We start from the raw sequence: 20,071 nt of genomic DNA, 5'->3' as shown, positions 1-20,071 counted from the left end.
TCACAGCACCTTGCCCGGGTTGAGGATCCCGAGCGGGTCCAGGGCGGACTTGATCAAGCGCATGACGCGGATCGCGTCCGGCCCGACCTGCTCGACGAGCGCCGAGCGTCTGCTCGAGCCCACGCCATGCTCGGCCGTGATGGTCCCGCCGAGGGCGATCGCCGCCCGAAAGAGATCCGCGCGGGCCGCCTCCGTCAGCTCCTCCGCGCGCGGGTCGTCCCGCTCGAAGATGAAGTTCGGGTGGAGGTTGCCGTCGCCGGCATGGCCGAAGGTCGCGATCCGGATGCCGTGACGGCGAGCGATTCCCTCGATCGCCTCGAGGAGTTCGGGCACGCGGCCGCGCGGGACCCCGACGTCCTCCATCCGGACCGTCCCGAGGCGTTCGAGCGCCCGGAGGGCGAGGCGCCGCGCCTGGCGAAGCCAGTCGGCCTCGGTCGGATCGGCCGCCCGGACGACGGACGACGCGCCCGACGCCTCGCACGCGGCGGCCGCCCGATCGAGCTCCGCCACGGCGGCCGCCTCGGGAACGTCGGATTCGACGAGGAGCATCGCCGCCGCGGAGCGGTCGAGGCCGAGGTGATGCCAGTCGTCCACCGCCTCGATGGTCGGGCGGTCCATGAGCTCGAGCGTCACCGGCGCGACCCCCGCGTCCGAGATCGCGCGGACCGCATCGCCGGCCGAGGCGAGCGTCGGGAAGAAGGCGAGGAGCGTCGCCCGCGGCGGGGGCAGCGGCCGGAGTCTGAGCGTCGCCTCGGTCACGAGGCCGAGCGTCCCCTGCGACCCGACGAACAGCTGGGTGAGCGCGTATCCGGCGACGTCCTTGACGCTGCGGCCGCCGGTCCGGAGGATCGTCCCGTCGGCGAGGACGACCTCCAGGCCGAGGACCGAGTCGCGCGTCTGGCCGTACTTCACGCAGCACAGGCCGCCGGCGTTCGTGCCGATGTTCCCGCCGATCGAACAGATCTCATAGCTCGCGGGGTCCGGCGCGTAGAACAGGCCCTCCGCCGCGACCGCGGCCTTGAACGCCGCGTTGAGGATGCCCGGCTGGACGATCGCGACGAGGTTCGCGTGGTCGATCTCGAGGATCCGGTCCATCTTCGTGAACGCGACGGTGAGGGCCCCGTCGATCCCGGCGGCACCGCCGGAGAGGCCGGACCCGGCGCCGCGCGGCACGACGGCGATGCGGTGGGCGGTGGCGAGGCGCATGAGCGTCCCGACCTCCTCCGCCGTGGTGGGCAGCGCGACCGCGAGCGGAAGGCCGCTGGCGAGGTACGCGGTCTCGTCCCGCCGATACGACTCGCGGTCCACCGCCTCGGTGAGGAGCGCCAGGCCGGGCAGAGCGGAGCGGATCGCGTCGAGGAACGCTGTCTGCGTGGTGGTGTCCGGCCCGACGTCGGTCATCCGCTCGGTCATCCGCTCGGTCATCCGCTCGGTCATCCGCGCAGTATGCCGCTGCCCGCTGCGGCCCGGCCTGCAGCGATCCGCCGGTCGGCGGCCCGCGCCCGCGGCATCTGTCGCCACTCGATCGGGAGCCATGGCCGCCAGGTCCGGATGCCGAGCGCGAGCCACCCGGCCACGAGCTGCCGCGGCGGGTCCCAGGCGAGACCGAGCTCGGCTCGCAGCGTCGGCGGCAGCAGGGCGACGGACGGCCACAGGGCCCACGCTGTCGCCGCGGGCGGCACGAGACGCGCGAGCCGGCCAGCGATCGCCTCGGCGTGGGCCGCGAGACCGATGCGGCCGGCCACGAGCGGCACGAGCGGCCCAAGCGGCGGACGAAGGATCGACCGGGCGAGATCGCACGCCGTCGGCGTGGGATGGATCGGACCATCGGGGCCGAGCATCGCCGCCAGATACGCGACGAAGTCGTCGTACGTCCGTGGCAGAAGCTCGTCCGGGATCCCGAAGGCGTGTCCGATCGGTCGCGTCTCCGCGTAGAAGCGCTCGCGACGAACCGGGGAGAGGCGCTCGATCCAGGCGTCGTACGCCACGATCGTCGAGTCGACAAGCGTGGCATGGACCCACAGCGAAAGGGTCGGGTCGAGCGCGTCGTACCGCGAGCTGTCGGTCTGCGCTCGTGCCAGGGGATCGCGGACGGGTCCGGCGATCGACCGATGGAGCCGCGCGAGCCGCGCGATCTCGCGACGCGCCGTGGGCCCGTCGCCATAGACGATCGTCAGGTAGCTCCGCAGCGTGCCGGCGAGTCGGGCCCACGGATCCACTCGGAAGGCGCTGTGCTGGTCGACACCCTCGGCGACGAGCGGATGAGCGATCTGCAGGAGCAGGGCGCGCGGTCCGGCCGCGAGGAGCAGAGCGGCTTCGCGATTGAGTCGCCAGGCCTCGGAGTCAGGGCCGTAGAGTCCGCTGAGATCGTCGACCGGACCTGGGTCACCTGCCTCGTCCGTCCGGGTCATCTGGGGCTCCTCGGATCGCTACCGTTCGGGCGGGCGACGGCCCAGGGCCCACCACGCTGCCGGGAACAACCCAGCGGCCAGGGCGATCTTCACCGCATCGCCGATGAGGAACGGAGTCAGCCCGTTCGCGATCGTCCACGAGACGCTCTCATGCGTCGCCGCCAGAAGCCACGGCAGGCCCACGACATAGATCGCCACGTCCCCGATGAGCATCGCCGTGAGCGCGCCGCCGAGATGGCGGTCCCAGCCGAGCTCGGCGAGGCGTCCCACGAGCGCCCCGGCGAGGATGAACCCGACGAGGTACCCACCGGTCGGCCCCAGGACGAGCCGTCCGTCCGAGATGGTCCCGATGATCGCGAGGCCGGACCGATGGTCCGCGTAGACGGGAAGGACGAGGCCAAGCACGAGGTAGAACATCGTGGCGAGGATGCCCCGCCGGAATCCGAGCGCCCCGCCCACGATGAGGACGGCGAAGGTCTGCCCGGTGATCGGGACCGGATCGTCGCCGAGCCGGATCGAGAGGTTCGCCGTGAGGGCGATGAAGGCCGCCCCGACGATGACGAGGGCGATGTGACGGGTCCGCGTTCCCAGCCGATCGCCGACCCGCATGGGGACGAGGAAGTCACCGATCGTGATGCCGCGCTCGGTCGTGGGCAGCCGGTCGAGGCGGGTGGTCGCGAACATCCGATGCGGGTCCTCCGCTCCATGCGCGGTCCGATGGCCTGACGGACTGCGGCGAGTCTACTCGACCGGCGGGCAGTCCGACCACGATGGGCAGTCCGACCACGATGGGCAGGCCGCTCGCGCCGGCTCCATCCCGTGGCGCGCCGCCGCGGCCGCAGGTCACTCGTACTGGACGGCGCGGACGATCGAGATCCGGCTCGCGAGCCGGGCCGGGTAGTACGCGGCGATCATCGCGACGGCGACCCCGAAGACGGCAGCGAGCCCGATCGTCTGCCACGGGACATCGATCGCGACACTGCCGACGGAACCCTCGGCCAGCACGATCAGCGCCACGCCGGCCGCCATCCCGGCGATCGAGCCGAGGATCGCCCCGACGATCCCGAGCACGCCCGCCTCCACGACGACCATCCGCCACACCTGTCGCCGGGTCATCCCCGTCGCTCGAAGGACGCCGATCTCGCGGACGCGTTCCACCACGTTCATCGTGAGGGTATTGACGATGCCGAGACCCGCCACGATCACCGCGATCGCCGACAGCCCGTCGAACAGGCCGAACACCTGGCCCAGCGCGTCGCCGATGGCACCCCGGATCGTTTCGAGGGTGTTCGGTTCGAGGGCAAGCTGTCGGGCCGCGGCCTCGAGCGCCGGGCGGGTCGTCGCGGCCGTCCCCGGCGCGAACCGGACGGCGAACGAATCTGCGCCGAGCACCCCGAACCGCCCGATCGCATCGCTCCACCCGATGAGGATCGACTCGCCGGCCCGTCCCGGGATGGTCCGCTCCACGATGCCCGTCACCCGCAGATCCACGACGGGCTCCGCACCACCCACGGTGAACGCCATGCGGTCACCGACCCGGAGCCCGAACCGATCGGCCACGCTTCGTGGCAGGATCACCGTTCCGCCGCCGTCGAGACCGGTCAGGGCCGCCCTCCGGTCGCCGGCGACGAACGTGAGCCGCCCGTCGGCGAGCAGATCCGCGCCGGCCATCGCGGTCGCGTCGAGGCGAAGCCCTTCGTACGCCGAGGCGAAGGTCGCGATCGGCGTGACTTGCACGACTCCCGGGACAGCGCCGAGCGTCGCGCCGGGTCCGGTCGCATCGATGGCGGCCGGGACGATCGACGTGACGACTTCGTCGCCGGGCACGACATCCGTGAGCCACGACTCGGCGGCCGACCGCGCATTGAGCGCGACCGCGCCGACGGCGACGATCATCGCGACGCCGACGAGGAGCGCGCCCACGGTGAGCGCCGTGCGGCTCCGATCGCGGACCGCGGCGCCGCGGGCGAGACGCTCCTCGGTGCGCAGGACGAGCGCGAACGGCAGGCCGGCGATCCGTCCGAGCGGCGCGAGGAGGAACGGCGAGGCGATGGTCACCGCGAGGAGGATCGCGTAGACGACGAGCGCGCGGAGCGGTGAGCCCACCGCCCCGCCCGTCGGCCAGACCAGCAGGCCCGCGACGGCGACGACGATGAACACCACGACGAGCCAGCGCAGCCGGGCCCCACCGCCGGTCCGAGCATCCACGGACCGCGCCCGGAGCGCCTCGATCGGGGAGATGCGGCCGGCCCGGATCGCCGGCTCGATCGCCGCAGCGATCGTGACCGCCAGGCCGACGCCGACGGCGAGTGCGACCCCGGAAGGGGGGACGGACAGGCCGTCGAGCGGGACGTTCGCGATGCTCGCGACGTAGCGCGCCATGATCGCCGCGAGGACGAGGCCGACGCCGACACCCACGATCGACCCGCCGATCCCGAGGGCGAGCGCCTGGACGAGGACGAACCGGGCGACCTGCCCGCGCCCCGCGCCCGCCGCACGGAGCAACCCGACCTCACGCGTCCGCTCGGCGACCGTCATCGAGAGGGTGTTGAAGATGAGGAACGCGCTGACGAACAGGGCGACGGCGGCGAGCAGTGCCGTCGTCGCCTGGAAGTCCGACGTCGACGCGCGGATGGACGCCGCGATATCCGCCGGCCGGCTGACGACGTACGGCTCGTTGACGAGGCGCTGGCCGAGGGCCGCCGTGACCCCGTCGACCGTCGCGCCAGGCGCGAGGCGCAGATCCACCTCCGTCGTGCCGAGGGGTCCGAAGACGATCCGGGCCTCGTCGATGGTGATGACCGCCGTTCGGCCGGACGAGCCGAGGACCGGACCACTGCCGGACAGGATGCCGGTCACGGTCACGGTCGAGACGGAGGGATCGGCGATGCCCTGGAGGGTGAACGTGGAGCCGATGTGCAATCCGGCCTCGGCCGCGAGCCGCGCCGAGACGAGCGCCCGTGGCGGCCCTGCCGCGGCCGCGCCCAGGGCGGCGGAACCCGCAAGGTCGTGGATCTGCGGGTCGCTGGCCGGATCGATGGCGAGGACCGTGATCGGCGGCGCCACCGCCGGGCCGGCGCCGAGCGCCGTGGCGATGAAGGTACGACGCTCGATCCGCGGGGCGGCGACGGCGACGCCGGGTGTGGCCCGGATCGCGGCGACCGTCGCGTCGGACAGGCCGCGCTCGGTGAAGGCGGTGACCCGGAGGTCCGCCCGGCCCACGAGCGCGGCCGCCGTCCGGTCCGCGGAGCGTTCGATGCCGTCGTTCGTGGCGAGGGCGGCGAACAGGACTCCCACCCCGAGGGCGATCCCCACGATCGTGAGGACCGCCCGGCCACGCCTCGCCGACAGGCTTCGCCAGGCGAGCCCGGTCAGCCCACGCATCGCCGGCCTCGCATCAGGCCGCTGCCACGCTACAGGCCGAGCTGGGCGAGTCGGGCGATGAGCGGCGTCGCGTCATGGGTCGCCCGCCGCCCGAGGCGGATCTCCTCGAGGATCCGCCCATCCCGCACGACGCACACGCGATCCGCGTAGGCGGCCGCCTTGGAGTCATGCGTGACGAGGACGATCGTCTGTCGCCGCTCGGTGCAGCTGCGCCAGAGTGCATCGAGGATCTCCGAGCCCGTCGTGTAGTCGAGGTTGCCGGTCGGCTCGTCGGCGAAGAGGAGGGCCGGCCTCGTGACGAGCGCCCGGGCGACGGCCACTCGCTGCTGCTCACCCGCCGAGAGCTGATCGGGCCGATGGTGCTCCTTGCCCTGCAGGTCGACGAGCTCGATGGCGTCGCGGACACGGACGGCGAGATCGCCGCTGCGGGGGTCCTGGCCGGCGATCGTGAACGGCAGACCCACGTTCTCGGCCACGTCGAGCAGCGGGATGAGGTTGAAGAACTGAAAGACGAAGCCGGTCCGATCGCGACGGAGACGGGTGGCATCTTCGTCGCGGAGGCGACTGATCGTCTCGCCCTGGAGGATGACGTCGCCGCTCGTCGGCCGGTCGAGACCGCCGAGCAGCTGGAGGAGCGTGCTCTTGCCGGATCCGGAAGGGCCCATCAGAGCGACGAATTCACCCTCGTCCACCGCCAACGAGACACCGCGGAGCGCTTCGACCGTGGTCTCGCCCAGGCGGTACGCCTTCGTGAGGTCGCGAGCCTCGAGGATGGGCGGCATCAGCGGGCAGTGTACCGGTCGGGGTGGCGGCGGGTACCGCTCACCGCGGGACCGTGGCGCTCAGCCGCCGAAGAAGAACCCGGCGACGCCACCGACGATCGTGCCGAAGAGCCCCGCCGGCCCCGGCGCGTCGCGGACCCGGAGCGTCCCGGTCGGCGGCGGGCCAGCGGTGGTCGGGCTTGGCGCGGCCGCCGTCGGGGACGGCGAGGTGGTCGGGCTCGGCGTCGGGGAGAGGCTGGTGGTCGGGCTCGGGGTGGGGGTCGGGGTGGGCGTCGCGGGTATCACGGTCGCGGGCGGCGCAGCCGGGGTCGATACAGGAGTCGGCGTCGGCGGGGAGGTCGGTCGCGTCGTCGCCGCGGGCGCGGGCGTGGCGGCGGGTGTCGGCCTGGGCGTCGGCCTGGGAGTCGGCCTTGGAGTGGGTTTCGGCGCCACCGAGCAGGCATCCGCGAAGAGGACCGTCCAGAGCTTCTTGCCGCTCGCGTCCTCGTACGCACCGACGCCGATGCGGTTCCACGACGCACCCATGATGTTCGCCCGGTGGCCGGGCGAGGCGAGGAACATCGACTCGATCTGCTGGGTCGCGACGTCGTCCGGGTACGTGTTCCAGCCGATGTTCTCTCCGGCGACCGAGTAGCAGTATCCGCGCCGATCCATCTCACCGAAGACCATCCCGCCCGGAGGGCTCGGGATGTCGTGGCCGAAGTAGCCCCGGACCGCCATGTCCTGGCTCCGCCAGCGGGCGATCGAGGTGAGCGCGCCGTCGACCACGAGGGCGGGCAGTCCGGTGCCGACCCGCGCCTGGTTCGTCAGGGCGATGAGCTCCGCCTCGTCCGAGCTGCTGAACGAACTGGGGCCCCAGCCGAGGACGCTCATCGGGGTGAGGAACAGGCCGAGCGTCGCTACGGCGAAGGTGGCGGCCATGAACGCGCCGAATCGCGGCCGCCGACGAAGGCGTCGGGCGGGACGGATCGGCGACAGGGATGGCATAGTGGCGGCGGTTCCTCAGTCGTGCTCGCTCCGGGCCGGCGGTCGGGGTCTGTCACGCGTTCCGGTGCAGTCCTCACCCTACGGGGGGAGTGCGGCATGGTCAGCCGGCGCGATGGTCCCGCGCGGCCGAGCCGGGAGTACTGGCGGGCACGATGTCCCGCGTCGCGCTGATGAGCCGGTGGCGCGACCCGTTCCGCCTGGGCCCCGTTCCCCTTGGGCCCGCTGGAACCGCGGGTATACTGCCGAGGCTCCCGGCGGTGCTCGTCTGCTCCGGGCTTGCACGGTGGCCTTAGCTCAACGGCAGAGCAGCGGATTGTGGATCCGCAGGTTATGGGTTCGAAACCCATAGGCCACCCCAATCCCCCCCTCGCGGAGCGAGTTCCCCGCGAGGCACCGTCGCTCCTTCGTCGGGTTCGCTCTGGCCGCAGGGTTGGACCGCACCCCGGCGCTCGCGACGATCACCGTCCTCGTCACCGGTCGATCGGGTCGAGTGGGCTGACCACGCCCGCGCGGTCCTTCGCTGGACCCCGCGGTTCGTGCGGTTCGTGCGGCTCGTGCGGCTCGTGCGGTTTGCGCGGTTTCTGCCAGATGACCCTGAGGCGCGCACTGGTCACCTGGTCGTTGACAGATGCCCGCCAGGCGACCCCCTGTCACTGCTGGACGAGGGCCTCCTGCACGCGAGCCTGCTCTGGATCGTCGGGGGCGCGGACCAGTGCGCGCCTGAGGATCACGTGACAGCAATGGCCCATCGCGAGTGGCCCATCGCGAGTGGCCCATCGCACCGCCGCCGCCGAGCCGCCGCCGCCCCACGATCCGCCGCCGACGATCCGCCGCCCCGCCGCCACCGCCCCGAGGCGGGGGTCGCATCGGTCGCGGTTTCGTCGCGATACGGCCTCGAGCCGGTGCTAGGATGCCGCCAGCCGAAACCGGCACCTCGTACGGGGACCGTCCGCGCCGCTCCGACGGCCGGATGCAGGGTCCCGCGATGACCCGGACGGCAGGGAGCGTACGTTGGCCACCGTGACGTTCGACCACGTCGTGAAGAAGTACGGCGAGGTCCTTGCCGTCAACGACCTCAGCCTCGAGATCCGCGACGGGGAGTTCATGGTCCTCGTGGGACCGTCCGGCTGCGGCAAGACGACGAGCCTGCGGATGATCGCGGGCCTCGAGGAGATCACGGCCGGCGAGCTCCGGATCGGCGATCGTGTCGTCAACGACGTCGCGCCGAAGGATCGCGACATCGCGATGGTCTTCCAGAGCTACGCTCTCTATCCACACATGACGGTCCGCGACAACCTCGCCTTCGGCCTCAAGCTGCGGAAAGTCCCCAAGGCGGACATCGAGCGGCGGGTGAAGGAGGCCGCGGACATCCTCGACATCGGCCGCTACCTCGACCGCAAGCCGAAGGAGCTCTCCGGCGGCCAGCGCCAGCGGGTCGCGCTCGGTCGGGCGATCGTCCGCGAGCCGGCGGTCTTCCTCATGGACGAGCCGCTGTCCAACCTCGATGCGAAGCTCCGCGTCCAGACGCGGGCCGAGCTCGCCCGACTCCACCAGCGCCTTCGCACGACCACCGTGTACGTCACGCACGACCAGGTCGAGGCGATGACGATGGGCAGCCGCATCGCCGTCATGAGCGAGGGGCTCCTCCAGCAGGTCGGAACCCCGCAGGAGCTGTACGACCACCCGACGAACCGGTTCGTCGCCGGCTTCATCGGGAGCCCCTCGATGAACTTCGTCGACGTGACCGTCTCGGGAAGCGGCGACTCCACGACGCTCGAGGCGCCGGATACGACGATCCCGGTCCCCGACCGCCTCCGCCAGGCCGTGGGTCAGATGGCCGGCCGGAAACTCGTCGCGGGCTTCCGCCCGGATCACCTCGACCTCGGCGGTCCGAGCTCGGGGGTCGCGACGATCCACGGTCGCGCCGATGTCGTCGAGTATCTCGGCGCCCAGGAACTCCTCCACGTGTCGGCGGCCGGAAAGGACCTCGTCGCGATCGTCAACGCGAGCCATCGGGTCATGCCGGGCGACGACCTGACACTCGCCCTGCCGCTCGACAAGCTCCACCTCTTCGACGGCGACACGGGGATGTCCGTCACCCAGCTCAAGGCCGCAGCGGCGGCCGCGGCGGTGTCCGCCTGAGCGCCGATCGAACGACGAACGACCCGCTCGAGGAACGGGTGGTCGGCTCCCGGATCCTCCACCGCGGCCACTATCTGACCTTCCGGATCGACACGATCGAACGGCTGGACGGCACGCGCGCCGAGCGCGACGTGTGCGGCCATCCGGGAGCGGTGGCGATCCTCGCCCTCGACCCGGAGGACCGCGTCCTCATGGTCCGCCAGTGGCGCTCCGCGGCCGGACGGGCGATGCTCGAGATCCCGGCCGGGACGCTCGACATCGTGGACCCGGCGACCGGCGAGGTCGAGGACCATGCACTCGCCGCCCCGCGCGAGCTCGAGGAGGAGACCGGCTATCGGGCCGGCGTGTGGCGCCACCTCGGCAGCTTCTGGACGGCCCCTGGATTCGCCTCCGAGCTCATGCACCTGTACCTCGCCACGGATCTGCGACCCGCGAGCGGAGACCGGCGCGGTCCGGACGAGGACGAGCGGCTCGAGCTCGCGCGGCTCTCCCGCCACGACGCGATGGCGGCCGCGACGGACGGCCGGCTCGCCGACGCGAAGTCCATCCTCGGCCTGCTCTGGCTCGATCGCCTCACCCGCGACGGCGCAGCTGACGAGATCTGACCCGACCGCCGATCAGTCGGCTGGCGCATCGGCCGGCCCGATCCGCTCGAGCGCCCCGAGGTACAGGCGAGACTCGGGGCTGAGGGCGACAGCGAGCCGGAGATGCGTTCGCGCCTCGCGCTCCCTGCCCAGTCCCTTGAGGCTCTGGCCAAGCCCGTAGTGGGCGTAGTGGGCGGACGGGTCGAACTCGAGCAGCGTCGCGAACGTCTCCGCCGCGCGCGCCCGCTGGCCGCTGTTGTAGAAGGCCCGACCGAGCGCCTCGAGGATGGACGCCTTGCCGGGTTCCAGTCGCGCAGCCCGCTCGAGCACGATCGCCGCCTGGGCATGATGGCGATCCGCGAGGAGTCGCTCGCCGCGCCGGAGCAGCTCATAGGCGCTCTCGGCCGGCGGACCGTCCGCCGAGTCCCCCCGATCCTCGCTCGGCGCAGGCAGCGGTTCGCTCATCGGCGGATGGTCGCATGAAACCGCCGGCGTGGCGGGCTCAGCCGCCGGACCGGGCGAGGTTCAGCCGCCGGAGCGCCAGGCCTCGAGGTCCACCGTCCGCAGGCGTGGACTCGGCGTCCGGCCGGGGATCCGGCCGCGCTTGGCGATCGGCCGCCCGTCGATCTCCTTGATGTCGCCGGTGAAGTCGATCGGCGCAGCGCCGCTGATGTACGAGCCCACTGCGTACGAATCGACCGGGGCCTCGGCCTCGCGGAAGTACGTGATCCGATCGGGCGAGAGGCCGCCGGAGACGACGATCTTCACGTGGCCGAATGCCTCGAGGTCGAGCCTCGCCCGGACCTCCTTGACGAGGTCGGCGGTCACCCTGCCTCGCTCCGCGGGTGTGTCGAGGCGGACGCCATAGAGCCGGTCGCCGAGGGCGTGGGCGACGCGGAGCGCCTCTTCGGCCTCGTCCTTGAACGTGTCGATGAGGACGATCCGGGGCACGTCGTCCTCGAGGTCGCGATCGAACGCCTCCGCGGCGCGGACCGTGTCGCCGAAGATGAGGACGAGCGAGTGGGGCATCGTGCCCGTGGGTGCGAGGCCGGCCAGGCGCGCGCCCGCCGGCGTCGAAGCCCCGACGCAGCCGCCGACGATCGCCGCGTAGTCGAGGACGTCCGTGACATCGGGATGGACGTGCCGGGCGCCGAAACTGATGATCGGCGCCGGCGCAGCCGCCTCGACGCATTCCCGGGCCGCGGTCGCCCATCCCGTGGACTGCGCGAGCATGCCGAGGATCGCCGTCTCGTAGAGGCCGAACTGGCGGTACCGGCCGGTGATCCTGAGGACGATCTCCTTCGCCTCGAACGGGTCGCCGTCGTCGAGCGCCTCGACCGTGAGCGAACCCGCCGGGCCGTCGCCGAGGACATGGGCGAGGAGGTTCTTCGCCTCGTCGATGCCGCAGAGGATGCCGGCCTCGCGGCTGAACACCTCCATCGACACGAGCGGGTCGAGCCCTTCACGCTCGAGCACCCGCTCGGCACGCGCGAAGTAGACGTCCGCCGACTCGCCGGACAGGATCTCCCGCGATGGGCTCGTGTGGAGGATGCCTATCGGTCGTCTCCCGGTTCGCGTCCGGAATGCGAGCCCGGGCGCGGATCGTCGGCGAGTGTACCGTACCGGGGGGTCCTCCCCCGATGACGATCGCGTCGTCGTGAGACGAGCAGGACGGCGATCCCGAACGCCGCGAGGAGCAGGCCGAGGACCGCGAGGCGCGTCCGGCCGACATCGACGGCACCCGCCCACGTGGCCCGGGCCGCCTCGCCGCGCTCGACGGCCGTCATGAGATCGCCGGCGGTGAAGGCGCTCCGCGCGGCGGCAATCGCCGCGTCCGGGTCCGAACCGAGGAGTCCGACCCAGCCGATCGGGTCGGACGCGGTCGGCCTGGCGGCGGCATCGGCGGCGAGCGCCGCGATCGCGGCGCGCTCGGCGGTCGCGATCGCGGCCGCCTGACTCGGATCGGGCATCGTCTCGAAGGCGGTCCGCACGGAGGACGGCTCGACGAGTCCCGCCGCAGCCGCCGCGGCCGTCAGGGCCGGCCGGAGCGCGAGGACGGCGCGCGCCGCGGCGATGAGACGCTCCGCGACCGGGAACTGCCAGGCGTCGAGCGCCTCGCGGATCGAGGCGGGGAGTTCCCACGCACCAGCCTCCGCGACGGCAGCCGCGTAGTCGGTTCGCGCGGTCGCCCGGGCATCGAGGAGGGCGACCTCGTCCGGGCGGACGACCCACGCCTTCCACAGGTCCGTGTACGAGCGACCCGTCCGAGTCTCGAGGAGATCGAGGAGCCCTCGCCAGTCGGGCGCGACCGGACCCCCGGCGGTGGACCCGTTCGACCCGCCGTGGACCGGCACGTCGGCGGGCTCGCCGGCGGCCGCTGCCCGCCATACGGCCGCGAGCCCGGCCTGGCCGGCGCGGGCCGCGATGAGCGTTGCGAGCCGGAGCGCGGCCGCTCTCGCGTAGGCGTCCGTCGTCGGCTGCGCGCGGCCGGGCGACCAGCCGTTGAGGGGGATCCGGGCGGCGAGGAGCGCCTTGCTGAGCGTCATCGGCGGGACGGCGATCCTGAGCGGGCCCGCCGCCAGTCCGGCGTAGTACGCCGCGAACCCCTCGGCGGCCCAGCCGTCCGCGACGAGGGAGCCGTTGAACCACGCATGGGCGGCCTCGTGGAGCACGACCCCGGGCGTCGCGTCGTAGGCGATGGCGATCCGGTGGGCCGCCGGATCGAATAGTCCGGCATACCCGCCGGCCGCGCGCGTCACCGCTTCGTCCACGGTGAGCGGGGTCGCGCCGCTGTCCGGGATCGGGATGCCGATGAGTCGGCCGAGCGCCGGCAGGCCGCCGCGCAGGACGGTCGCGACCCTCGTCCCGAACGGCGCATCGTCCAGCCAGGCACGGACGACCACCGAGAGCGGCGCGCCCGCGACCGTGAGCGTGAGCGACGTGTCGCGATACGCTCCGGGAGCCGTGCCGACGACGTACGCCGCGTACGTCATCGGCTGCGCGAGCGGGCCGCTGGCGTACCGCTGGAGCCCGCCGGGATCCGTCGTCGGGCCGGTCAGCGGTCCGCCCACCACCTCGACGGCATATCCCGCCGGCACGGTCACCGCCACCGTCGAGCCCGGTGTGGTCGCGGTCCCGAAGGCCCAGACGGGAAAGGTCACGAGCGACTGTCCCACCCGCAGGGTGCGCGTGGCCTCGCCGCCCCGATCCACGAGGTCGAACGTCAGCCGCAGGGCGATCGTCCGACCGCTCCCGAGCTGCGTCCCGAAGGCGATCGAGACGAGCGTCTGGCTCGCGGTGCGTGAGGTCGTCCGGACGGTCGGATGGACCGTCGAGCCCACGGCCGCGACGGCGAACCCGGACGTGCCCGGTTGGAGCGACAGGATCGCGTGGTCGACGAAGTAGCGACGGATGACCGTATCGGCGTGGCGGTTCGTCGCGCGCAGGGCGACGGTCACATGGACGAGATGTCGATCCGGCCGGACGTCGTACGTCGTCACGGAGACGATCGTGAGGTCGGGCGTCGCCGCGGAGGCGACCGGGACGACCGCGAGGAGCATCCCGGCCGCGCCGACGATCGCCCCGACGAGTGTGGCGATGATGGCGGCCATGAGAACCGGGCGACGACGATCCCGGCGCGACGCCGACGGTCCAGCCTCCCCCGCGGCGGTGCCCCTCACGCCCCGCCGAGCTCGCCGAGCCGCGGCGCGTAGCGATCGAGGAGCGCGGCGCCACGACTTCGTCGCTCGCCCGCCGGCGGGACCTTCCCGTCGAGCCAGATCCAGGCGGCGGATTCGTCGGCGAGCGCGTCGCACACGGCGAGCAGGCGGGCGATCGCGAGCCCGAGCTCGTCGCGATCGAGTCGCTCGATCGGGATTTCGGCGCTGAGGACCGGCCGTTCGTCCGTCGCAACGGCGAACTTCACCATGGGGAACTCGTCATTCCAGCGGAGCAGCTTCCGATACGACCGCCGGAAGCCGTCCGTGATCGGCGGCGCGTAGTGGACCCAGACGATGCCGGCAAGCGAGAGGTCGAGGATCACCGTGATCCGGATGTCGAACCGCCGCCGGCCGTCGAGCGTCACGTCCCAGGCGGCGATCGCGTCCCGCGCGATGCGAGGCTCAGGGGCGACCCCGAGTTCGGCGAACCACCGCTCGACGTCGGCCGCGGTGGCCGCGGACGTGATCAGGACGGTGCGCGACGGGACCGTCCCGACGCCGGCTCGGCGGTCTGCCGCACGAGCCCCGAGACGGCCGCTCCGCCGGTACCGGCGCCGGCGACGCCTGCCGAGCCGATCGCCTGAGGAGCGCGCGCCGCTCCGCCGCGTTCGCGATGCGGGGCGGCCTCCTCGCGCCGTTCGACGGTCGATCCGCTCTTGACGACGCGGGTCGGATAGTCCGTGGAGCGGACGTTGCCCCCGATCTTCACGTTCCGACCGATCCGTACCCCGCGCGGCACGACCGACTGCTTCCCGACCACCGTGATCCCGGTGAACAGGCGGGCGGGCTCCTGGCGGTTCGGGGTCGAGAGATCCGTGCCCTCGCCGACGATCGCTCCCGGCCCCACGACGACCTCCTTGTCGAGGATGGCCCGGTCGACCACGGCACCGGAGCGGATCACCGAGTCGAACATGACGATCGAGTCGCGGACCACCGCCCCGACCTCCACCCGGACGCCGGGCGAGAGCACCGAGTTGACGACCGTCCCGTTGATGACGCAGCCGTGGCTGATGAGGCTCCGGTGGACCTGGCTCGTGGGCCCCACGATGGCCGGCGCGCGCTCCTCGGAGCGGGTGTGGATGAGCCAGCCCTTGTCATAGAGATCGAGCTCCGGCGCATCCTCGAGGAGGGCCATGTTCGCCTCCCAGTAGGACTGGATCGTTCCGACATCCTGCCAGTAGCCGTTGAAGTGATAGCCGAAGACCCGGGCACCGCCGTCGATCATCGCCGGGATGACGTTGCCGCCGAAGTCGGTCCGGGATTCGGACAGCCAGCGGCGAAGGGCGCGCTTGGTGAAGACGTAGACGCCCATGCTCGCGAGGTCGCTCTTCGGCTGCTTCGGCTTCTCCTGCCACTCGGTGACCCGGTTCGTCTCGTCCATCGCGAGGATCCCCATCCGCGTCGCGTCGGCGAGCGGGACCCGCCTGACGGCGATCGTCACGTCCGCGCGGCGCGCCCGATGGGCGGCGATGAACGGCTGGTAGTCCATCTTGTAGATGTGGTCTCCGGCGAGGACGACGACCGTGTCCGCCGGATCGTGCTCGATGACGTTGATGTTCTGGAGGACGGCATCGGCGGTGCCGCGGTACCACTCGGCGAGCCGACCACGGGCGATGTACGGCTGGAGCATCTTCACGCCGCCCTTGTTCCGATCGAGATCCCACGGCCGGCCGAGACCGATGTGATCGTTGAGCGAGCGCGGGTTGTACTGCGTCAGGACCACAACGTTGTCGATCTCCGAGTTCACGCAGTTCGACAGCGAGAAGTCGATGATCCGGTACTTGCCGCCGAACGGCACCGCCGGCTTCGCCCGGACGGACGACAGGATGGAGAGCCGCTCGCCTTCGCCGCCGGCGAGGATGACGGCCATCGTCCGCTTCATCGGGCCCTCCCTGCGCTGTCCTCGGCGCGGCGTCCGGGCCGGCGTTCGGTCTCCCCTGCCCTGGCCCGCCGCTCCGTCGATGCTAGCATCCGGCGCATTCCCGTCGGTGATCGCCGGGTCAACGGACGGTCACAGGAACAGCCGCGGGTTCACCCATGTCCCGTTGAGCTCCACCGCCCAGTGCAGATGCGGTCCCGTGGTGTTCCCGGTCATCCCGACGTAGGCGATGATCTGGCCCTGGGCGACGAGGTCGCCGGCCCGCACGACGGGCGGGGCTCGGCGGTTGTCGACGTGGCCGTACAGCGTCACGAGCGACTGGCTGTGGGCGATGATGACGACCCACGCCCCGTCCGAGAGCGGCCCCTCGTAGACGACCCGACCCGCGCCGGCGGCCCGGATCGGCGTGTACATCGGCGCCGCGATGTCGATCCCGATGTGGAAGTGCGAGCAGTTCCCGAGCGGTGGCTCCTGCGGCACCCCGGTGCAGCCGAACTCCTGGGTGATGATCCCCGCGAGCGGCCACTGGAGCGATCCGTTGTAGACGGACGGGATGTTGCCGTTGGCGAACTGTTGCGCGATGAGGTCGGCGATCTTCTTCCTGACCTCAGCCTGCGCCCTCGCCTCCCGGGCGAGCGCGGCCGCCGCCGCGGCGCGGCTCAGGTGGAGCTTCTGATAGGCCGTCGCCTGGAGGGCGAGCTGCCGCTGCGTCTCGGCCTGCAGCACGGCGAGCTGCTGTTTCGCCTGCTTGAGGTCCCCGAGCTTGGCGTCGAGTTGCAGTTTCTGGGCGGCGGTCTGCGCCTGCAGATCCGCGGTCTGGTTCAGGGTGTCCGTCACGACCTGCTGCAGGCTCACGAGATCGGCCTCATCTGACGCGATCTGAACCGCAAGGGCCTTGTCCTGGCTCCCGATATCGAGGTAGTAGCCCACGTCGGCGAGCGCGTCCGAGAACGACCGTGCCGAGAGGATCGTCTCGAGGAGCGACGTCTGGCCGGCCGTGTACGCGGCCCGCAGCCGTTCGGCGAGGATCCCCTTCCGCTCGGCGAGCTGCTCGTTCTTCACGACGCCCGCCATCGCGATCCGGCTGATCTGGGCGTTGAGATCCGCGATCTGGATGACGAGGCCGTTGTAGGTCTGTTGCACGAGCCCGATCTGGAGGCTGAGATTCGCGACCTGGGCCTTAACCGCCGCGAGATCGGCATTGACGCCCGACAGCGTGCTCTTCGTCTGGGTGATGTCGACCGAGAGGCCGGCCTGGAGGGCCGCGAGCCTGGCGAGCTGCGCCTTCTCGGCGGCGATCTTCGCGGCGAGCGCCTTCTCCCGGGCCTGAGCGTCCGAGAGCTCGTCGCCACGGGTGGCCGGCGGTGTGCCGTACGTCCCGACGCCGCCGACGACGAGTGGGACGGTGAGGATGAGCAGGGCGAGGAGTCGACGGCCGCGGCCCCGCGCAGGAGGCCTCGGGACGCGGATCTGGCGGCTCAGGCGGCTGAACAAGATGGCGTCGTCACTGCGCGAGCAAACTCCGTTGGCGCGCCCCGACGGCGCGGCTGGCGGATACGCCCGCCGGTGATGCGCCGCCCCGACGCGGGCACTGCCCCAGGACGACTCCGGCTGGCGGGCATCGTACCACCGGGACAGCCGCCGGACCGACGGGCGGTTCGGTCGATCCGGCTCAGTACCGCACGAGGACGGCCCAGAACGCACCGACGATGAGGAATGGCCCGAATGGGACGTACGATCGGAGGGTGATCCGACGGGTGACGAGGAGCGCGCCGAGGACGATCCCGGCGAGGAACGCGCCCGCGACGATGCCGCTGATCGTGCGGATCAGCCCGCACAGGAGGCCGACGCTCACGAGGAGCTTGAGGTCGCCCATCCCGATCGCTCCCGGGCCGAACGGGATGGACAGGAGGTAGAACAGGGCGGGGACGGCGATCGCGACCGCGACGGCGGCGGCCATCCCCAGCGGACCCCGGACGAGCGGGTCGACCCCGGCGAGGACGACGACCGCGACCAGCGGGACGAGCGGCAGGGTGATGACGTCCGGGAGGAGGCGCTGGTCGAGATCGGTGGCCAGGAGCAGCGTGAGGACGAGGAACCAGGCGGCGAAGAGGGTGAGCTGGGACGGGTCCGGATAACGGTCGGGCAGCGCCCCGAGCGCCAGACCGCCGAGGACGGCGACGACGAGCGTTCTCCAGCCGATCGGGCGGCCGGCGTGGGATCCCTCGGCCTCGTCGTGCTCCGGCCAGCGCGTCGCGATGCGGTCGGCGGCGAACCCCCACAGGGCCCCGATGAATGCGAAGCCGAGGGCGAGCGAGCTCAGTTCCGACGCGCTCCGGCGAGCGCGAGTTCGACGAGCGTGGCGTGGGTCACGCCGTTCGAACCCCGCGGAGCGTACGGCTTCTCCTTCCGGAAGTAGCCTGTCCCGCCGATGTCGAGGTGGACCCACGGCACGGTGGCGAACTCACGAAGGAAGAGACCGCTCTTGACGAGCCCGCCCTCCCCGGTCGGCGACGAGTTGACGAAATCCGCGTACCAGCTGTCCATGTCCGTCATGTACTCATCGACGAGCGGGATCTGCCAGGAGCGTTCGCCCGCCCGGGCCGCCGCCGCCTGCACCTCCGCGACCCACGTCTGCGGGGTCCCGAAGAGCCCGGTGACGAGCTCGCCGAGTGCCCGGCCCACCGCCCCGGTGAGAGTGGCTACGTCGACGAGATGAGTCGCCCCGAGCCGCTCCGCGTAGGTCATCGCGTCGCCGAGGATGAGCCGGCCCTCGGCGTCCGTGTTGTTGATCTCGACCACCTTGCCGTTGAGCGCCCGGACGACGTCGCCGGGCCGGGTCGAATGCGGTCCCGGCATGTTCTCCACGGCCGGCGCGACGGCCAGGAGCGGCGTCCCCGGCGCGAGACGGGCGACCGTCTCGATCGCCGCGATCACGGTCGCGGCACCGGTCTTGTCCATCTTCATCTCTTCCATCCGGTCGGCGGACTTGATGCTGATGCCACCCGAATCGAAGCAGACGCCCTTGCCGACGATCGCCAGGTGCCGGCCAAGGACATCCTTCTCGCCCTCGCCGCCGGAGCGCATGACGATCATCCGCGGCGGGTTGTCGCTGCCCCGGCCCACCGCGAGGAACATCCCCATCCCGAGCTCGCGCGCCCGGTCCGGCTCGATGACGTCGATCCACAGGCCGTTCCGCTCCGCGATGGCGCGGGCCTTCTCGGCGAGACCGACGGGATCGAGGTCGTTGCTCGCCTGGTTCGCGAGCGTCCGTGCCGTGTTCGCACCCTCGGCCACGATCCGGCCGCGTTCCGCCGCGCGCGCGAGCGCCGATCGATCCGCGCCGGGCGCCACGAGGATGAGCTCCTCGAGGACCGGCGGGGCGGTGTCGACGTGGTCGCGGTAGATCGCCGCCGGTTCGTAGGATCCTTCCACGACGCCGCGGGCGAGGGCCTCCGCGACCGCCGCAGCGCCGCCGTCGACGTGGGCCGGGAGATCGCCGAGCCAGATCGCGAGGCTGCGGACCGTCCGCCCACCGAGCCGGCGCTCGATCGAGGCGCCGACCCGAACGGCGACCTCGAGGTCGATCCCGGCCGCGGGCCCGGCCGCGATCGCGAGGAGCCGCGCGACGGGAAGATCGCCCGGGTTGGCGAGCGTCGAGTCATAGCGCTTCGCGCGGAGCTCGCCGAAGGCAGCGAGTGACCGGAGTTCGCCCCGACTCCGCCGATCGAGTTCGTCGAGCGGTCCGACGAACGCCGGATCCCCGATGAACGGGATCGCGAGCACGTCCGCGGCGACCTCCCACGGCTGGTCCGTGATGACGCGCAGCTTCATCGAGCGGTGATCCTCCGTGTGTTGGCCGATCATCCGATCGATCAGCGGCGACGAACCGGGAGAGTGTATCGTCTCGCCGGCCACGCTCGCGACGGCGGGTGAAGGGTCGGCGGCGCGCGGCGGCGGCGGCGCGGACGGAGCGCGGCGTCGCGGATCGCTCGGTCCGGAGCGGATCGCTCGGTCCGGAGCGGATCGCTCGGTCCGGATCGTTGTCGGCAGCCACATGGCCAGATGCACGTGCGACGAGCCTTCGGTCGGCTGGCCGGTCCGCGGCGGGACGTGCGCGTCGGCAGCCAGCCGACATTCGTGCGTGGCGGATGACATTTTGGGCCGCCACATGCCCCATCCG

General features: G+C 72.1%; 13 protein-coding genes, 1 tRNA gene and 1 pseudogene. 3 read left to right on the top strand and 12 right to left on the bottom strand.

Going from position 1 to position 20,071, the window contains the following annotated elements:
- The 6 genes from IVW53_04750 to IVW53_04725 form a co-directional block, all read right to left on the bottom strand.
- Window positions 1-1,413 carry an FAD-binding protein gene (locus tag IVW53_04750; protein MBF6604873.1) on the bottom strand — a complete coding sequence of 471 codons (1,413 nt, stop codon included), beginning with the start codon at window positions 1,411-1,413 and terminating at the stop codon, window positions 1-3.
- Window positions 1,414-1,433: 20 nt separating this feature from the next.
- The gene (locus tag IVW53_04745) at window positions 1,434-2,411 is read right to left on the bottom strand and encodes a DUF2236 domain-containing protein (protein ID MBF6604872.1); all 978 of its coding nucleotides are present in this window, start codon (window positions 2,409-2,411) and stop codon (window positions 1,434-1,436) included.
- An 18-nt stretch (window positions 2,412-2,429) separates the two neighbouring features.
- Window positions 2,430-3,020: a biotin transporter BioY gene (locus tag IVW53_04740; protein ID MBF6604871.1), complete on the bottom strand. Its 591-nt coding sequence runs from the start codon at window positions 3,018-3,020 to the stop codon at window positions 2,430-2,432.
- A gap of 234 nt (window positions 3,021-3,254) precedes the next feature.
- Window positions 3,255-5,795 carry an FtsX-like permease family protein gene (locus IVW53_04735; protein ID MBF6604870.1) on the bottom strand — a complete coding sequence of 847 codons (2,541 nt, stop codon included), beginning with the start codon at window positions 5,793-5,795 and terminating at the stop codon, window positions 3,255-3,257.
- 29 nt (window positions 5,796-5,824) lie between these two features.
- Window positions 5,825-6,577 carry an ABC transporter ATP-binding protein gene (locus IVW53_04730; GenBank protein ID MBF6604869.1) on the bottom strand — a complete coding sequence of 251 codons (753 nt, stop codon included), beginning with the start codon at window positions 6,575-6,577 and terminating at the stop codon, window positions 5,825-5,827.
- 60 nt (window positions 6,578-6,637) lie between these two features.
- On the bottom strand, window positions 6,638-7,498 hold the full coding sequence (locus IVW53_04725; protein ID MBF6604868.1) for a hypothetical protein: 861 nt from the start codon (window positions 7,496-7,498) through the stop codon (window positions 6,638-6,640).
- A 349-nt stretch (window positions 7,499-7,847) separates the two neighbouring features.
- On the opposite strand from IVW53_04725, the gene IVW53_04720 reads away from it, so the two are divergent.
- The 3 genes from IVW53_04720 to IVW53_04710 all read left to right on the top strand — a co-directional run bounded on the left by IVW53_04720 (window position 7,848) and on the right by IVW53_04710 (window position 10,311).
- Window positions 7,848-7,922, top strand: a tRNA-His gene (locus tag IVW53_04720).
- Window positions 7,923-8,575: 653 nt separating this feature from the next.
- The gene (gene ugpC / locus IVW53_04715) at window positions 8,576-9,706 is read left to right on the top strand and encodes a sn-glycerol-3-phosphate ABC transporter ATP-binding protein UgpC (protein MBF6604867.1); all 1,131 of its coding nucleotides are present in this window, start codon (window positions 8,576-8,578) and stop codon (window positions 9,704-9,706) included.
- A 38-nt stretch (window positions 9,707-9,744) separates the two neighbouring features.
- A complete protein-coding gene (locus IVW53_04710) occupies window positions 9,745-10,311 on the top strand; it encodes an NUDIX hydrolase (protein MBF6604866.1) in 567 nt (188 codons plus the stop codon).
- Window positions 10,312-10,323: 12 nt separating this feature from the next.
- Here the strand turns inward: IVW53_04710 and IVW53_04705 are convergent, their stop codons facing one another.
- The 6 genes and pseudogenes from IVW53_04705 to IVW53_04680 form a co-directional block, all read right to left on the bottom strand.
- Window positions 10,324-10,755: a tetratricopeptide repeat protein gene (locus IVW53_04705; protein MBF6604865.1), complete on the bottom strand. Its 432-nt coding sequence runs from the start codon at window positions 10,753-10,755 to the stop codon at window positions 10,324-10,326.
- A gap of 60 nt (window positions 10,756-10,815) precedes the next feature.
- A complete protein-coding gene (locus IVW53_04700) occupies window positions 10,816-12,678 on the bottom strand; it encodes a nicotinate phosphoribosyltransferase (protein ID MBF6604864.1) in 1,863 nt (620 codons plus the stop codon).
- A gap of 1,288 nt (window positions 12,679-13,966) precedes the next feature.
- The gene (locus tag IVW53_04695) at window positions 13,967-14,479 is read right to left on the bottom strand and encodes a YbjN domain-containing protein (GenBank protein ID MBF6604863.1); all 513 of its coding nucleotides are present in this window, start codon (window positions 14,477-14,479) and stop codon (window positions 13,967-13,969) included.
- 170 nt (window positions 14,480-14,649) lie between these two features.
- A pseudogene (locus IVW53_04690) lies at window positions 14,650-15,891 on the bottom strand (glucose-1-phosphate adenylyltransferase).
- 129 nt (window positions 15,892-16,020) lie between these two features.
- Entirely contained in the window at window positions 16,021-17,382 is a 1,362-nt protein-coding gene (locus IVW53_04685) for a peptidoglycan DD-metalloendopeptidase family protein (GenBank protein ID MBF6604862.1), read from the bottom strand.
- An 825-nt stretch (window positions 17,383-18,207) separates the two neighbouring features.
- On the bottom strand, window positions 18,208-19,722 hold the full coding sequence (locus IVW53_04680) for a leucyl aminopeptidase family protein (GenBank protein ID MBF6604861.1): 1,515 nt from the start codon (window positions 19,720-19,722) through the stop codon (window positions 18,208-18,210).
- Window positions 19,723-20,071 lie beyond the last annotated feature (349 nt).

Source organism: Chloroflexota bacterium (assembly GCA_015478725.1).
Lineage (GTDB): Bacteria > Chloroflexota > Limnocylindria > Limnocylindrales > CSP1-4 > C-114.
This window is presented reverse-complemented; position numbering and strand designations above follow the sequence as displayed.

Coding starts and splice junctions, on each gene's coding strand:
- IVW53_04680 (MBF6604861.1), bottom strand. CDS start 19,722: ATGAAGCTGCGCGTCATCACGGACCAGCCGTGGGAGGTCGCCGCGGAC.
- IVW53_04725 (MBF6604868.1), bottom strand. CDS start 7,498: ATGGCCGCCACCTTCGCCGTAGCGACGCTCGGCCTGTTCCTCACCCCG.
- IVW53_04745 (MBF6604872.1), bottom strand. CDS start 2,411: ATGACCCGGACGGACGAGGCAGGTGACCCAGGTCCGGTCGACGATCTC.
- IVW53_04735 (MBF6604870.1), bottom strand. CDS start 5,795: ATGCGTGGGCTGACCGGGCTCGCCTGGCGAAGCCTGTCGGCGAGGCGT.
- IVW53_04740 (MBF6604871.1), bottom strand. CDS start 3,020: ATGCGGGTCGGCGATCGGCTGGGAACGCGGACCCGTCACATCGCCCTC.
- IVW53_04730 (MBF6604869.1), bottom strand. CDS start 6,577: ATGCCGCCCATCCTCGAGGCTCGCGACCTCACGAAGGCGTACCGCCTG.
- IVW53_04700 (MBF6604864.1), bottom strand. CDS start 12,678: ATGGCGGGCAGCGGCCGCCGGCGAGCCCGCCGACGTGCCGGTCCACGG.
- IVW53_04705 (MBF6604865.1), bottom strand. CDS start 10,755: ATGAGCGAACCGCTGCCTGCGCCGAGCGAGGATCGGGGGGACTCGGCG.
- IVW53_04750 (MBF6604873.1), bottom strand. CDS start 1,413: ATGACCGAGCGGATGACCGACGTCGGGCCGGACACCACCACGCAGACA.